We start from the raw sequence: 16,901 nt of genomic DNA, 5'->3' as shown, positions 1-16,901 counted from the left end.
TTTAGAATGCAATCTTAAAAAAGTATTATGAGTTTTTTTATCTAAGAATGGTATTTGCATCCCCGGAACCAGCTTTGGCTTTGCCTTAAATACCAATTATAGTTTTAGCACTTTTCATTACCCTGAATACGCTAATAGTACTGACACGATGTAGCTTGGGAGTGATGAAAGGTTGAGTATGAAGGAAAGAACAAATCAAGAAAAATATCGGGAACTATGCATAAGAGAGCCATCGATTTCGATTTTCTCAAAGGACTGGTGGCTTGACGCGTTAGTGGGTGAAGAGCAATGGGATGTTGCTATTGTCGAAAAAGGTAACGATATAGTTGCAAGCTTACCTTATGTGACGAAATCTCGCGGTATTTTTAAAGTCCTAACAATGCCAAAACTAACTCCATTTATAGGAGTCTGGACACGGCCGTTAGATGGGAAGTATGTAAAAAAACTATCCAACGAAATGGATCTTTATGAACAGTTAATAGAAAAGCTTCCTGCTTATGATTATTTTCAAACATCATTTCACTATTCCGTAACGAACTGGCTCCCCTTTTATTGGAAGCAGTTTAAACAGGAAACAAACTATACGTATGTAATCGAAAACTTAGAGAATCTGGATGAAGTATATGAAAACTTTAAACCGAAATGCAGAGGAAGTATTAAGAAGGCGAAGCAACTAGTAAATGTTTATAGTGATGATGATATTGAAAAGTTTTATTACGTGAATAAGAAAACGTTTGATCGACAAGGTGCGGAGATGAGCTATGATTTGGACTATGTGAAAAGACTTGATGCGGCGTGCGCACAAAAACAGTGCCGTAAGATATTTTTTGCAGAGGATGATCAGCAAAGAATTCATTCTGTTTTGTATGTGGTGTGGGATCAGCAAAGTGCGTATTGCCTGATGACGGGTAGTGACCCTCAACTAAGAAGTAGTCAAGCTAACAGTCTTTTAGCATGGGAAGCTATTAAGTATTCCGCTAGCGTCACTAAAAGCTTTGATTTTGAAGGAAGTATGATTCCAGGGGTGGAAAAGTTTTATCGGAGTTTTGGTGCAATCCAAAAGCCTTATTTATCGATATCAAAAACAAATTCGTTTCTAATTAAACTTAGAAATTTTATTGTAGATGAGTTCATGCGATGAAACAGATGACTGTCATGCTTCAAAAGTTAAAAGGACATGGATTTTTAAATAAGGTAATACTATTGGCGGGAGGAACCGCAGTAGCACAAGGGCTTCAAGTCATCCTGTCCCCAGTATTAACACGGTTGTATACGCCGAATGATTTTGGAGTACTCATGATTTTTATTTCGATTGTAGGAATCTGTTCAAAAGTGGTGGACCTCCGCTATCCACTTGCCATTCCACTTCCAGATGAAGAAGATCAGGCATTAAACCTACTCGCCTTATCTTTAATTTTGTCGATCACTATCACAGCAATCATGTTTAGCAGTTTCCTAGTTATTGGTGATGAGGTATTATCGCTTCTTGATATAGAGGAGCTTCAACAATATTATTGGTTAATTGGGTTGAGTATCTTAGGAATTGGCTTGTATCAATCACTAAATCACTGGGCGATTCGGAAAAGGGATTATCTGTTGGTGACCGTGACAAAATTGAATCAAAGCATTGTGCAATTGGTAGTACAATTGTTATTTGGCTTTTTAAAGCTAGGTAATTTTGGTTTATTACTTGGAGATAGCTTAGGGAGAATGGGAGGAAGTGGGTTACTTGCTACATTAGTTTGGAAAAAGCACAGAAGAAATTTTCATCATATAACAGTTAGTAAAATGATCGAGGTTGCAAAATTATACCGACGTTTTCCTCTTTACTCCTCGTGGTCATCGCTCTTAAATGGAGCAGCGTTACAGATTACGCCATTATTAATCGCAATGAATTATGGCACTGGGGTTGCTGGTTTGTGGGCACTTAGTGATCGTGTAGTAGGTGCACCGATGGGATTAGTTGGAACTGCTGTAGCGCAAGTATTTTTGGGGGAAGGTGCAAAATATGCGAGAGAGGATCCTTTGAAATTCCAGAATCTGTTTAATAGGACTGCAAAACAATTATTTATGTGGGGGGTAATTCCAACCATCTTGTTACTATTCCTCAGTCCATGGTTGTTTCAGTTTATATTTGGTGCTGAGTGGAAGGATGCTGGAGTGTATGTTCAATTCTTAGCTCTCATGTACCTTGCTCAGTTTACCATGTCTCCGTTATCTTCCACGCTTGACATCTTACAAAGGCAAAACTGGGAATTGGTATGGGACTTTTCACGTGTCATTTTAGTCGTGCTAGGCATAAGTCTATCTTCTTATCTCCATTTATCACCTAGTTATGCTGTTCTCATCTATTCAACGGTAATGCTATGCTCCTATATTGCCCTATATATTTTATGTAAGATTGCCATAAAACTGCATTTGAAAAGTCTACAATAAAAACTTTAGAACCTGATTAGGTTCTTTTTTGCGTTCTTTCACTTTTAATAGGCTGTAGCCGTCACTGAGAGATTCTACCTAGAATAGGTTGATTGTATTAATCCTGTAATGATGATTAAAGACTATGCTTAGACCTAGTCTGTAGTTTCTAGTGACAAGGGAGAATGGTAAAGTTGAAGGTCTTACTACCTGAACAATTTTTGGCAGAACGGACTTATATTGTGAATGTGCTATTAAAAGATTTTTTAGGATTACAATTTCGTATAGAAACTCACACAAAAAATGATTATGAAATCTTATTACCAAATGGAAAAGATTTAATAATCAAAGATCACTTTTTTTCGAGTATACAGTCCTCTATAGGCTATCTCTATGAGTCATTCATTCCAACTAAGATTATGTCTACAATAAATGAATTTATACCGGAACAAGATATTCCTATTATATATGGGACAGATGAAATAGATGTAAGTGATGAAAGGATTGTATGTGGTATTGATGTGTTTGCTTCTTCTTTCTTTATGTTAACAAGATGGGAGGAATATGTGAACGAGACTCGCGACTCCTTGGATCGTTTTCCAGCAACAGAAAGTCTTGCTAGCAAGCATCAATTTTTAGATCGACCGATCGTGAATGAGTACACAGAGATGCTCTGGAATATGCTCCAATTTATTGGAATAGAGCAAGAAAGGTTAGAGCGGACATTTACGATCGTCCCTACTCATGATGTTGATCATGTTTGTTTATGGGACACTCCAGTAGATGTACTAAGAACAATGATAGGAGATATAACCTTAAGGAAAGATGTAAAACTTTCATTTAAGCGACTCAAGCAGTATTGGAATATAAAAACTAACCAAGAAAAGGATCCTTTTGATACATTTGATGAAATAATGGACCAATCCGAAGCACAAGGAATTCAATCAAGGTTTTTCTTTATGAACGGCGGTGTGACGAAATTTGATCGGAAGTATAAGCTGAATGACCCACATGTAAAGGATGTGATTCAGCGTATTGTGAAGCGAAATCATATCATTGGTTTCCATCCGAGCTACAATACCTACAATGATCCTGTGTTATGGAAACAGGAAAAAGAGGGGCTAGAGCATATGCTTGGATTTCAGGTTAAGGAGGGCCGTCAGCATTATTTGCGATTTGATGTACCGAACACATGGGGAATCTGGGATGACAATGACATGACGGTTGATATGACTCTAGGTTTCGCCGAAATGGAAGGATTTCGAGCAGGTACCTGCTATGAATACCGAGTTTTCGACATAATTGAAAGAAGACCATTACAACTAAAAGAACAGCCATTAATCATGATGGAATCAACCTTTGCCTATCAAGAAGATCATCTAAGACCAGAATGGATGCTACATCGGATCAGTCAACTCAAACAAAAAGTAAAGAAATACAAAGGTAGCTTCGTAATCCTATGGCATAATTCAAATTTTAATCATGGAATGTGGAATAACGTTAAGCATGTGTATCAAGAGATACTAAGAGATTGATAGATGCTTATGGCGATAAAAGATGATCACGGCTTTTTAAAACAATTCAAATCATGTAAATGAGTCACTATAAGGTTACGGAGGCTGATTATGAGAAATGAACTCTAAGGAGATTGATCTTACCTTTTTAATTTCGACTTTGAACAAGTGGAAATGGACAATTTTAACCATTCTGCTAGGAAGTATGATGTTTACTGTTGTGATTTGCTATGTTTTTGTCAAACCTGTTTATGAGGCGAATGCTAAAATTTTTATTACTGTAGAAGAAGAGCAACGGGATGGAAATATAAACGAGGCCATTAAAAACATGTATACCTACAAAGAAATGATCACAACATCAGTGATTTTAAAGAGGGTACAAACGGAACTGCAGGAGTACAAACTAACCACAAAAGAGTTAAAGGAAAATATTGATGTTACGCTAATTCAAGAAACACCACTAATGAATATTACAGTAAAAGAGAATTCTATAGAAAAAGCGGAAGATATTCTCAAGAGTCTATTAGAAGTGGTAAAGGAGGAAATTCCTAAACTATCAGGTTATCGAAATGTGATGGTAGAGCTTGAGGTAACAAACAGTGAAGAACAAAAAGAAGAACCGATATCCCCAAGTTATCCTCTCATCCTTATGGTTAGTACTATTTTAACATTCATGACTACCTATACGATCATACTCTTTAAAGAGGTGAATGATGAGACAATTAAGGAAGAAGAGGATTTGAAGGAAGTGGGATTGCACACAATTATCACGATCCCATATGCGTGGAAGTCTAGTATTTTAACATACTTTAAATTAAAACAGACAGAACAGTTTCCGCTGATTAACCAAGTCAGTACATCTTTAAATACCAAGGTCACTCAATCATTTAATATACTTTATAACCAAATAGATAGAATGACAAATAAACATAGAAGCAAAGTGAGGAATCAGAGAATAGAAGTGTTGCCAAAGACTCTTCTGGTAACATCAACAAAAGCAGGAGAAGGTAAAACATTTGTTGCAACAAATTTAGCCATCTCTTATGCCATTCAAAACCGAAAAGTATTATTAATTGACGGAAATAGTGTGTCTCCTAAGCTTCATGATATTTTTGAAATCACTAATGAGCTAGGATTACAAGATCTATCACAAACATCACTAAAAAATCTCATAAAAGTAACTGATATCCCAAACTTATTCTTAATGACCGCTGGAACTACTGATTCTACAAATTTTGATCAAGAGGTTGACGCTTTAGATCCTCTTACACAAGTCTTAAATAAGATTGATGTGATTATTGTTGATACACCATCAGCTGAACATGCCTTTAAATTACAATCTTTATGCTTATCCTACAGTTATGTCCTCATGGTTGTCGGACATGGGAAAACTACACAAAAAGAAATAGGAAATACAATATCGCAAATTACTGGATATAATACTTCGATATTAGGTGCTGTATTAAATGGAACAGTGCATAAAGAGAAGAATGTATTGAATTTAATAAAAAGAAAACAATCCTGACAACAAGGTTAGTACATCAACATTATAAAAGGAGAACGTTATGAAACGATTAACCTATTTTTTCATGTTTCTAGTAGATGTAATTCTTATTCAAATAAGTGTCTTCTCTGGATATCTTTTATTTTATGAAGGTAATTTGAATCAGGATTATAGTGAAATTTATTTTCCGTACAGTTTGGTTTTATCCTTCTTTATCAGTTTTGCTATGAAGATATCTAAACAATACTTTCGCATTTGGAAATATGCTCGTATCCGGGATTTTCTCTCACTTTTTATGTGTATATTAATCAGTGGGTGTATGGGGGCTATCGGGTTCTCACTCGTTGTTACTTCGATTCCAATAATGATTCAGATTTTTTGCTTACAAACTATTATTTTATTATTAGTAGGATTTCGAGGCTTGCAGAAGGTATCCCTAACTGAACTCTTCCAAACTAAAAAAATAAAAAATCGTACACTTGTAGTTGGTGCTGGTGATTGTGGGACATTAGTGGTTAAAAAACTTAAAGAAAGTCATGAAACACCATTACAACCGATTGGGTTTATTGATGATGCTCTAGACAAGTATGGGAAGAAAATATATGGATTACCAGTATTGGGAAATCGTGAAAACATAAAAAGCCTGGTTCAACAGCATCAAGTTGATCACATAATCGTGGCATTACCATCTGTTCAAAAGCAAGAGTTATTGAAAATAGTGGAGATCTGTAAACAGACAGAAGCTAAAATTACGGTTATCCCAAGAATTGATGAACTGATTCATGGCAAGCTATCAATTAATACAGTGAAAAATGTAGAGGTAGAAGATTTATTAAAAAGAGACATCATTCAACTTGATATTGAAGAAATAAAGAACTATTTATCTGGTCAAATCGTACTTGTCACGGGTGCTGGTGGTTCAATTGGGTCAGAGCTATGTAGACAAATCTTAGAATTTTCCCCTCGAACTCTACTCTTACTAGGACATGGTGAAAACAGTATTTACTCCATTGAACAAGAATTAAGACAATCCTTCCCTCACGAACAAATCATCCCACTCATTGCTGATATTCAAGATCAAGAACGGATCGAGTTGATATTTAAAAGCTATCAGCCAAATGTAGTATTCCATGCAGCCGCACATAAGCATGTTCCATTGATGGAGGCAAATCCAAGTGAAGCCATTAAGAATAATATAATCGGCACAAAGATTGTAGCAGATGGTGCTCACAAGTATAAAGCGAACAAATTTATCTTAATTTCTACTGACAAATCAGTGAATCCAACGAGTGTAATGGGGGCATCGAAACGGATAGCGGAGATGTATATACACGGATTAAGTAAAGAGAGTGAAACCATTTTTGCCTCGGTTCGGTTTGGAAATGTACTAGGAAGTAGGGGCAGTGTTATTCCCCTTTTCAAAAAGCAAATTGCTTCTGGTGGTCCAATTACTGTTACACATCCTGATATGACCCGTTATTTTATGACGATTCCAGAAGCCGTCCTGCTTGTCGTTCAATCAGGAGCACTTGCCTCAGGCGGAGAGATTTTCATTCTTGATATGGGGGAGCCTGTAAAAATCGTCAATTTAGCTGAAGACATGATTAAGCTTTCAGGTTTTGAGCCCTACCGAGAGATTGAAATTAAGTTTATCGGAATGAGACCTGGTGAGAAGCTTTTTGAAGAACTAATGTTGGATGGGGAGAACAATAGTAAAACCACTCATGATCGAATTTTTATTGGAAATATGCTTGAAATAAATTTTTCGGAATTTGAGAGACAGCTAGAGAGATTACTAGAGGTACTAGAGGACGAACCTCATATAATTAGACGAGAAATCAAGAACATTGTACCTTCATTCAGAATAGAGTAACCAAAAAGAGAGGTGGTGATATAGAGTTATGAACTTTGCTATTGTGGGCTGTGGTCATATTGCAAAAAAACATGCAAAAGCAATCTTAGCCATAAATGATGCCAAATTACTTGCTATATGTGATACAGATTCTAATCGATTAGAAAGCTTTTATACCGATTACAAGGCTAAAAAGTATACAAGCTTTGAAGAGTTGTTAAACAATAAGGAAATTGACGTGGTTAACATTTGTACCCCCAGTGGAACACATGCAGCTTTGGCCATAAAGGCAGCAGCCGCGAAAAAGCATGTTATTTTAGAAAAGCCTATGGCATTAACGTTGGAAGATGCTGATGCTATTATTCATGCTTGTAAAAAGAATCATGTAAAACTATCTATTGTTCATCCAAATAGATTTCGACCAGCCATACTGGAAATGAAAAAAGCAATAGAGGCGAAAAAGTTCGGAAAGATCAACCTTGTTAATGCATCGGTCCTATGGAATCGCAATGATGACTATTTTTCACAAGCTAGTTGGCGTGGTACCAAAAATCAAGACGGTGGAGTATTAATGAATCAGGCTATCCATAATCTTGATCTCTTGGTATGGCTTGTTGGTGATGTCGCTGAGGTGCAAGCTTACGCAGATACTAGGTTAAGAAATATTGAAGTAGAGGATCTGGCAGCTGCTATTGTCAAATTTAAGAATGGGGCATTAGGAGTTATTGAAGCGACCTCTACAATCTTTCCAGTTAACTATAAAGAATCCATCAGTATGTTTGGGGAGTCTGGAAGTGCTGTCATTAGTGGTCCTACTGCCAATTGGATTGAGCACTGGGAATTTGAGGGTGAACCAAAGGAACACAGTCAATACATGAAGGAAAAGATAAAGCAAGATCCTTTTGGTCTTCCGGGTCACCAACATATGATATCCGATATGATTGAAGCTGTAAAAAATAATAAAGAACCAGCTGTAACGGGGGAGGATGGCAGAAAGGCACTTGAGCTCGTTCTAGCCATCTATAAGGCAGCGGAACAAGGGAAGACGTTCAAATTATGAGTAAAGAATAAGGAATGGTGTGATATGGAGAATCGTCATAAAGTAATACCTTTACTAGATACGGCAGGGCAATATCATTTACTAGAAAGCGAGATTCATAAAGAATTAACAGAAGTGTTATTAAGCGGTCAGTATATCATGGGACCTAAGGTTGAGGATTTTGAAAAAGCGATGGCAGAGTATTGTGAGGTTAAGTACGCTATTGGAGTAGCCAATGGAACAGATGCTTTACAGTTAACCCTAGATGCAATGGGGATTAGTTCGGGGGATGAAGTCATTACAACTCCATTTACCTTCTTTGCGACAGCTGAAGTCATTTCAAAATTAAACGCAATCCCAGTATTCGTTGATATTGATCCTGTTACCTACAATATTGATGTGTCAAAGATTGAAGCTGCCATTACTTCAAAAACAAAAGCAATCATCCCTGTGCATTTATTTGGTCAACCTGCAAATATGGATGAAATTTTAGAGATTGCAAATAGACGGAATCTCTTTGTTATAGAAGATGCCTGTCAGGCAATTGGCTCCTCCTACAAAGGAAAAAAAGTTGGTTGTTTAGGGAATGCTGGGTGCTTTTCTTTTTTCCCTACTAAGAATTTAGGTGGATTTGGTGATGGGGGGATGATTGTAACAAATGATCTTGACTTAGCAAATAAGCTAAAAGTCTTACGAATACATGGTAGTAGTCAAAAGTATTATCATTCACACATCGGTTATAATAGTCGATTAGATCCTCTACAAGCGGCAGCATTACATGTGAAATTACCTCATTTGGACACTTTTAATCAATTAAGAAGAAAAAAAGCAGCTGAATATAACCATTCCTTTAATAGCTTACCACTTACACTTCCTACTGAACAAAACCATCACTATTCAGTTTATCATCTATATATTATTCAAACTCCATCAAGAGATCAGCTGAGGGAATATTTACAAAAACATGGAATACAAACAGGCGTGTACTATCCAAAACCACTGCATTTGCAAGAAGTTTATAAACATTTAGGATATAATATCGGTGATTTTCCGGAGGCTGAAAAGGCATCATTAAGTACACTAGCGCTTCCGTTATATCCTGAACTGACAGAAGAGGATCAAAGCTATGTTATTTCAACGGTTAAAGATTTCTTTAGCAATAAGAGAGGCTGAGTGATTATAGGTACTAGCCAGGTCTTGCTAAGAACCTTTAATTAAATATGTAAAGCAGTAGATCCGGTATCCGGATCTTTTTTTTGAAAACCAATATGACTTGAAAGTGTGGGTTTATTCACAAATGCGAGATATATGCCGTTACATAAGGACTATGGAACTAATAGTATGGTAAAAAATGGTTTAATGATATCTCCTGATTTTTGGGTTTAATTGAAGGAATGTTTTTCCGAAATTAAACCCATGAATCCCTGATATGCGTAGTTTTGGAGAGGTCATCTAGATAGGAGGAAAATATATGGATTCATTAGCTTCCAACGACTCACTCTTTGCTCAACAGTTAATCAAGAAATTTGAATCCAAGAAAGCAGTAATTGGAGTAGTAGGACTAGGGTATGTTGGCCTTCCACTTGCTGTCGAAAAGGCAAAAGCAGGGTTTCAGGTTATAGGGTTTGATATTCAACAGCAGAAGGTCGATATGGTCAACAAGGGAGAAAATTATATATCAGATGTTGCAGATGAGGATTTGAGACAGATGGTTGACAAGAAAAGAATCATTGCAACTTCAGAGTATTCATTCATAAAAAAGGTTGATGCAGTAGTAATCTGTGTCCCTACTCCCTTAGATATCTACAAACAGCCAGATTTAAGCTATGTACAATTTTCCACAGAGCAAATACAGAAGAATTTGCACCCAGGGATATTAATTGTCTTAGAAAGTACCACATACCCAGGAACGACAGAGGAAGTGCTAAAGCCAACATTAGAAAAGTCAGGGCTCAAATGTGGGAAGGACTTCTTTCTAGCCTATTCCCCAGAACGTATTGATCCCGGTAATGCATTATTTAATACAAAAAATACACCGAAAGTGGTGGGGGGAGTAACTTCTCTTTGTACGAAGGTAGCTGCAACATTGTATCGGATGGTGTTAGAAGGAGATGTACATGAAGTGTCAAGTCCGGCTGTTGCAGAGATGGAGAAAGTCTATGAAAACACGTTTAGAAATATCAATATTGCGCTAGCTAATGAAATGGCGATTTTATGTGACAAGATGGGATTAAACATCTGGGAGGTTATTCAAGCAGCTGCCACCAAGCCATATGGTTTCATGCCATTTTATCCAGGTCCAGGAATCGGAGGGCACTGTATTCCTATTGACCCTTTTTATTTAACATGGAAGGCACGTGAGTATAATTATCATACAAGACTTATAGAATTAGCCGGAGAAATTAATAATAGTATGCCAGACTTTGTGGTAGAAAAAATTGGGAAGATACTGAATGATGAAGGAAAACCGATTAAAGGATCCACCATCTATTTACTGGGAGTTACCTACAAAAAAGATATAAGTGATGTTAGAGAATCACCTGTCTTATTGATAGCGAAGCATTTACGTAATAGAGGTGCGACAATCATAAGCAGTGATCCTTATGTTGATACATGGGGGGATGGGAACCAACAATATAAAACAACCCCTGTTACCGAAGAGAATCTACAAAACGCAGATATTGTAGTGATTACGACGGATCATAGTAAGTTTGACTATGACGCTATCGCAGCTAAAGCAAGGATCATCTTAGATACAAGAAATGCATTAAAAGATAAAGACATAGCAGCTAAATATTATAGATTATAAGAAATGGTTTATTTCTAAAATATGGAAACGGAATTTGACATTAGGGAATATGATAACAGAACTAGGTCGCAAGGTGGGGGATCAAATGAAAAAGAACAACTTATTAAGGATTACCTCTTTTATTAGAAGTTTTTTTTCATTTGAAGCTGTGTTTATTTTATTCTTATTTGCCGGTTTGTATAAAGGAGACCCTTTTATAAGTTCGATCATCCCTTTGGACCTAACCTTATTTTTTTTCGGTCTTAGTAGTGTTTACTGTTTTTATATACTAGGCCTAAAAAGAAACTGGTTAATGGATCGTCATGCCGGATCTGTTAATGGCCTCTACATTCTCTTTCTTACCTATATGATAGTTAGTTTGTTATGGTCACCTAGTAGCGTGTATGCATCTGAGAAAGTGCTTTTTATGTCAAGTACAGTCTTTCTATCCATTTTCTCAACAAGTGTCATTATTGCTTCATCCTCTGGAAGAATCAAACGTTTTCTGCAGTTGACCTTTATATTAGGAGCTTGGTTTGCAGCTCAGGTAGGCATAGTGTATGTTCATTCAGATCGTGCTGGCTTTGTAAATGTAATGGGCAGTAGTTATTTGGGAACAGGTCAACTTATAAGCCTAGGAGCCATTATTTGTTCAGGTTACATGCTCTTTTATGCCAATAGTGTGGTTAAAAAATTAACGAGTTTAATAGTGTATATTTCTATGCTATCTTCTTTGCTAGTATTGGGTGGACGTGGACCATTAATAGGAACATTTTTAGCCTTACTCGTACCACTATTTTACTCACTAACCATTCAAAAAAATCAAATTAAGATGAAAAGCTATGCTCTAACAGCACTTGTTATCATCTTTCTACTGATCAGTACAATTGTATATCTAATCCTTACCAATCAACCACTGATTACTTTATCAAGGTTAATGTCATTTTTCGAAGGTGAAGATGTGACCTCAGCAGGAGTAAGGTCTAGCTATTATTGGGATTCGATCGTCTACTGGATGAAGCAGCCGATCTTTGGAAATGGGATTGGCTCATGGCCCATTCTTCATGAAGGAGAAGACATCCGTAATTATCCCCACAATATCTTTTTAGAAGTCGCTTCTGAGTTAGGTCTTATTGGACTAATCCTTCTATCGATGTTGCTGATTCTTTCAACAAGACACCTGTTTTCTATTCAAAAGGTTAATGAGAATAAGGTAAATCTAATGATGATCATGATGTTTGTCAGTTCTTTTTTTAATGTACTTGTCAGCGGAGACCTTCCGGATAACAGATTGTTTTTTGCCATGTTGGGATTGCTGTGCTGTATGAATAGAAAGGCTGTGTAAGAAGATGAAGGTTTGTATTTTAACATCCGTTCACTCAATCGATGATACAAGAATCTTTTATAAAGAAGCTTTAAGTTTAAAAAACATGGGTCATGATGTTTATTTTATTGTTCAGCATGATCAGGATACAGTCATAAATGGAGTTAAGATTGTCTCAATCAGTACACCAGCAAGTCGAAGAGATCGTTTGTTTAAAACTATTTTCGAAGTATATCGTAAAGCCTTGAAGGTGAATGCCGATATTTATCACTTTCATGATCCAGAGCTAATTATAGTGGGACTCCTTTTAAAGGCAAAAGGGAAAAAGGTCATATATGATGTCCATGAAGATGTTCCTAGGCAAATACTATCAAAGCATTGGATTAATCGGTCGTTAAGAACACTTATTTCAATTGGGGCAGAATGGGTGGAAAACACGAGTGTTAGGTGCTTTGATGCAGTTATTACGGCAACGCCTCATATCTCAAAGAGGTTTGAAAAAATGGCTAAAAATGTAGTAACCGTTTGTAACTATCCAATGCATGAAGAATTTAGAGAAGATGAAGAGATTCTCGGTGAAAAGGGAGTAGCAGTCTGCTATATCGGTGGATTATCAAGAACACGTGGTATTGAGGAAATGATTCAATCTATTGAAAAAGCTGATTCATGCTTATTACTTGCAGGTTCTTTTGAAGAAAAGGAACTTCGCAATAAGATGAAGCAGCTTCCTGGTTGGCCAAAGGTAGTGGAACTTGGGTATTTAGATCGTGAAGGAATAAGGGCTATCTTGAGACAATCTGTTGCAGGATTATATTTGGGTCATCCGACACCAGCCTATATACACTCATTACCGATTAAGATTTTTGAATATATGGCTTCAGGCATTCCCGTTATTTCATCTAATTTTCCTTTATTAGTAGAAATCGTGGAAGGTGGAAAATGTGGTGTTTGTGTGGATCCATTCGATACTAACGCAGTATCTAGTGCGATACAGTGGTTGGTGGATCATCCTGAAGAGGCTAAAGAAATGGGGAAGAATGGCAGAGAGGCAGTTCAAACCCGATATAACTGGGAAGCAGAGAGTACAAAGCTAAAGAGAGTGTATGAACAATTATGAAGAGCATTCATTCATAAGGAGGGAGACACAATGTTATGTTCAAGGTAAATAGATTACTAGTATTAGCACCACATACAGATGATGCAGAACTTGGGGCCGGTGGGCTCATCGCGAGAATGATAGAAGAAGGCGTGGAAGTGTTTGTAGTTGCTTTTTCGTCTGCAGAAGATTCACTTCCAGAAGATCTGGCAGCAGATACACTATGTAAGGAATTTAAACAAGCGATGTCTGTTTTAGGGGTGAAGGAAGAGTATACAAGGGTGTTACCATATAAAGTTCGAAATTTTTCATGTAAAAGACAGGAAATATTAGAAGACATTGTCAAATTAAGAGGTGAAATTCAGCCTGATTTAGTATGCCTACCATGCTCTCAAGATGTTCATCAAGACCATAACGTTATTCATAATGAGGGGGTAAGAGTGTTTAAACATATCCCCGTACTTGGTTATGAACTACCCTGGAATCAAACATCCTTTTCATCACAGGCCTTTGTTGAATTGGAGGAACGACATATTGATTTAAAGTGGAAGGCATTACAATCCTATCAGTCTCAAATTCAGCTAAGCAGACCTTATTTTTATGAAGAATTCATTTATGGACTTGCAAGAATTAGAGGAGTTCAAATAAAAAAAACATGGGCAGAATCCTATGAGGTATTGAGGGTGGTTATATGATTGTGTCCATTCACCAGCCAAATTTGTTTCCATGGATGGGTTTTTTTGAGAAGATGGCTGCTTCTGACACCATGATTCTATTAGACCAAGTCCCTTATAGTAAACGAAGCTATCAAAATCGAGTCAAAATTAAAGGAACACATGGTACAAAATGGCTTACAGTCCCTGTTCAAGTGAAAGGGAATTTTGCACAGATTACTCATGATGTCTTAATAAGTCATGATCAGGACTGGAAGTCTAAGCATGTAAAAACACTAGAGTTTTTTTACGGAAACAGTCCACAATTTAATGATTTGTTCCCCAAAATTCAGCAGCTATATGACCTGGAACATATAGACCATCTTATTGACTTTACCATTCCCTCTATTGAGCTAATAAAAAAAGAACTTGGTATTACTACAGAATTAATAAAAGCATCAACATTACATGCAAAGGGTACTAGATCGGAACTTTTAGCTGAGCTTGTTACAGCTATAGGGGGAGACACTTACCTTTCTGGTCCAACAGGAAAAGATTATATCGAGGATCATTATTTTAAGGACCGTGGCTTAGAGATTGACTATCATCCATTTCAGCCATTTCCGTATCCTCAACTATTCGGAGAGTTCACAGCAGGCTTGAGTACACTGGATTTTCTATTTAATGTTCAAGATCTCTCCATATGGAAAGGGTTGAAGAGTCTATGAATATATGGATCTTTAATCATTACAGTAATGGCCCGATGTCTAGTGGGGGAACCCGGCATTATGATCTAGCAAAAGAACTTGTTAAAAAAGGTTATCAAGTTACTATATTTGCGTCATCTTTTGCTCATCAAGCAAGTGAAGATACTAGAATTATCAATCGTGAAAAGGTAAAAGTTGAAGTGCATGACGGAATTAGATTTGTCTGGATTAAAACGGAAGTATACGACAGGAATGACTGGAAAAGAGTCAAAAACATTCTAGATTATTCTTTTAGGGCTTATCACTATGCAAAGAAATTGAAAGAACAACCTGATATGATCATCGGGTCCTTAATGCATCCACTTGCTCCAGTAATCGCCTATGTTTTAGCAAAGAAAAAACGGGCCCACTTCTATTTTGAAGAAAGAGATCTTTGGCCACAAACATTAATTGATATCGGGAAGGTTTCAAAATATCACCCAGTTGTGATGGCTTTAGGGAAGCTAGAAACATTCCTATATAAAAGAGCACAAAAAATTATTGTCTTATTTCATAAAGCCCCAGATTATGTAAAAGGAAAAGGAATTGATGAAAATAAAGTCCTATTCTTGCCTAATGGAGTAGACCTATCAAGGTTTCGTTCAACAACACCTTGTGACCTTCCACTAGAAGTAGAGGAAACCTTACAACATCTTAAAGATAGATTTATTGCCATTTATACTGGCTCACATGGTATTTCCGATTATTTAGATTCGATCCTTTGGACAGCTAATGAGATGAAAGAAAAAAATGAATCTATCCATTTCCTATTAGTAGGTAATGGACCAGAAAAAGAAAAACTCATGAAAATGAAAGAGAAGTTTGAGTTAGATAATGTGACTTTTTTACCTTCCCTACTAAAAGAGCATATACCTACGCTTTTACAGCGGGCGGATGTAGGGCTTATTAGTTTGAAGGACGCTGAGCTTTATAAATGGGGAATTAGCTTTAATAAGCAATACGATTATATGGCGGCAAGTTTGCCAACGGTCCTTTTAAGTAACAGAGGTGAGTATCATATCGAACAATCAGGCGGAGGTGTCATTGTACGTTCAGCTGAAGAGATGTCAGAAGCTATTTTAACTCTCTATAAAGATGAAGAAAAGCGTAAAGAGTTGGGTGAAAATGCCCGTCATTTTGTAGAAGATCATCATTCTTGGGATGTGCTATCAACAAAATTAATTGATACCTTCAAAGAGACATCAACTATTGAACTGGAGGGGAAAGGATGAGTCAACATTCACAAGGTGAACAACACTCAGTGTATAAGAAAGGGCAAAATGTCGTCATTGAAGAAGGTGTGCAAATAGGTGAGAATGTCGTGATCGGCCATCATGTCATTATCTATTCTGGCACCATCATTGGAAATGATGTAGTCATTCAGGATCATGTCATTATCGGAAAAAAACCGGTTAAAGCCAAGAATTCCATTTTAAATGTATCTGAGAAATCCTCTCCTACTAAGATTGGGAATGAGGTGATTATTGGATCTTCATCTATTATTTATCAGGATTCTGTTATTGAAGAAGAGGTATATATTGCTGATTTAGCAACCATCCGGGAAGGCGTTACAGTTGGTAAAGGAACGATTGTGGGGCGAGGGGTAGCCATTGAGAATCACTGCTCAATTGGACAATATTGCAAGTTAGAGACAAATAGCTATATTACGGCCTATTCGGTGCTGAAGAATCATGTGTTTATTGCTCCTTGTGTCGTAACAACGAATGATCAATTTATGGGACGAACAAAGGAGCGTTTAAAGAAAATAAAGGGAGTTACCATTGAAAATGGAGGTAGAGTTGGAGCAAATGCCGTCATCCTTCCGGGAATCATTATTGAGGAAGAAGGGGTTGTTGCGGCAGGCAGTATTGTGACAAGAGACGTGAAAAAAGGAGAACTCGTAATGGGAGTGCCTGCGAAAAAAATAAGAGATGTTCCACTGGAGCAAAGACGATCAGAGAATAACTAGT

Annotated in this window: 14 protein-coding genes; all 14 read left to right on the top strand. The window is 36.9% G+C overall.

The window, feature by feature from the left end:
• Positions 1–178: 178 nt before the first annotated feature.
• Positions 179–1,141: a GNAT family N-acetyltransferase gene (locus tag G4D63_RS17215; protein WP_239586020.1), complete on the top strand. Its 963-nt coding sequence runs from the start codon at positions 179–181 to the stop codon at positions 1,139–1,141.
• Positions 1,138–2,436, top strand: coding sequence for a lipopolysaccharide biosynthesis protein (locus G4D63_RS17210; protein ID WP_163181011.1), 1,299 nt, complete (start codon positions 1,138–1,140; stop codon positions 2,434–2,436). Before G4D63_RS17215 ends, G4D63_RS17210 begins: the two co-directional genes overlap by 4 nt.
• A gap of 173 nt (positions 2,437–2,609) precedes the next feature.
• Complete coding sequence (locus G4D63_RS17205; RefSeq protein WP_204559170.1) at positions 2,610–3,950, top strand: polysaccharide deacetylase family protein; 1,341 nt, start codon at positions 2,610–2,612, stop codon at positions 3,948–3,950.
• A 97-nt stretch (positions 3,951–4,047) separates the two neighbouring features.
• Entirely contained in the window at positions 4,048–5,454 is a 1,407-nt protein-coding gene (locus tag G4D63_RS17200; protein WP_163181007.1) for a tyrosine-protein kinase domain-containing protein, read from the top strand.
• Positions 5,455–5,494: 40 nt separating this feature from the next.
• Positions 5,495–7,306: a polysaccharide biosynthesis protein gene (locus G4D63_RS17195; protein ID WP_163181005.1), complete on the top strand. Its 1,812-nt coding sequence runs from the start codon at positions 5,495–5,497 to the stop codon at positions 7,304–7,306.
• A gap of 28 nt (positions 7,307–7,334) precedes the next feature.
• Positions 7,335–8,345 carry a Gfo/Idh/MocA family protein gene (locus G4D63_RS17190; RefSeq protein ID WP_163181003.1) on the top strand — a complete coding sequence of 337 codons (1,011 nt, stop codon included), beginning with the start codon at positions 7,335–7,337 and terminating at the stop codon, positions 8,343–8,345.
• Positions 8,346–8,369: 24 nt separating this feature from the next.
• Positions 8,370–9,497 (top strand): DegT/DnrJ/EryC1/StrS family aminotransferase, encoded by a 1,128-nt coding sequence (locus G4D63_RS17185; RefSeq protein WP_163181001.1) that lies wholly within the window; start codon positions 8,370–8,372, stop codon positions 9,495–9,497.
• A gap of 298 nt (positions 9,498–9,795) precedes the next feature.
• Positions 9,796–11,133, top strand: coding sequence for a nucleotide sugar dehydrogenase (locus G4D63_RS17180; protein ID WP_163180999.1), 1,338 nt, complete (start codon positions 9,796–9,798; stop codon positions 11,131–11,133).
• Between the two features lie 85 nt (positions 11,134–11,218).
• On the top strand, positions 11,219–12,457 hold the full coding sequence (locus G4D63_RS17175) for an O-antigen ligase family protein (protein WP_163180997.1): 1,239 nt from the start codon (positions 11,219–11,221) through the stop codon (positions 12,455–12,457).
• Positions 12,458–12,461: 4 nt separating this feature from the next.
• The gene (locus G4D63_RS17170; protein ID WP_163180995.1) at positions 12,462–13,553 is read left to right on the top strand and encodes a glycosyltransferase family 4 protein; all 1,092 of its coding nucleotides are present in this window, start codon (positions 12,462–12,464) and stop codon (positions 13,551–13,553) included.
• 35 nt (positions 13,554–13,588) lie between these two features.
• Positions 13,589–14,227, top strand: a complete 639-nt coding sequence (locus G4D63_RS17165) for a PIG-L deacetylase family protein (RefSeq protein WP_163180993.1) — start codon at positions 13,589–13,591, stop codon at positions 14,225–14,227.
• Positions 14,224–14,913, top strand: a complete 690-nt coding sequence (locus tag G4D63_RS17160) for a WbqC family protein (RefSeq protein WP_163180991.1) — start codon at positions 14,224–14,226, stop codon at positions 14,911–14,913. Before G4D63_RS17165 ends, G4D63_RS17160 begins: the two co-directional genes overlap by 4 nt.
• Entirely contained in the window at positions 14,910–16,163 is a 1,254-nt protein-coding gene (locus tag G4D63_RS17155; protein WP_163180989.1) for a glycosyltransferase family 4 protein, read from the top strand. The genes G4D63_RS17160 and G4D63_RS17155 overlap by 4 nt, the downstream gene beginning before the upstream one ends.
• Positions 16,160–16,900, top strand: coding sequence for an acyltransferase (locus tag G4D63_RS17150; protein WP_163180987.1), 741 nt, complete (start codon positions 16,160–16,162; stop codon positions 16,898–16,900). Before G4D63_RS17155 ends, G4D63_RS17150 begins: the two co-directional genes overlap by 4 nt.
• The last annotated feature ends 1 nt before the right edge of the window (position 16,901 follow it).

This window comes from Bacillus mesophilus (genome assembly GCF_011008845.1).
Classification (GTDB): domain Bacteria; phylum Bacillota; class Bacilli; order Bacillales; family SA4; genus Bacillus_BS; species Bacillus_BS mesophilus.
The sequence above is the reverse complement of the archived record's forward strand: the minus strand, read 5'-3'. Positions and strand labels throughout refer to the sequence as shown.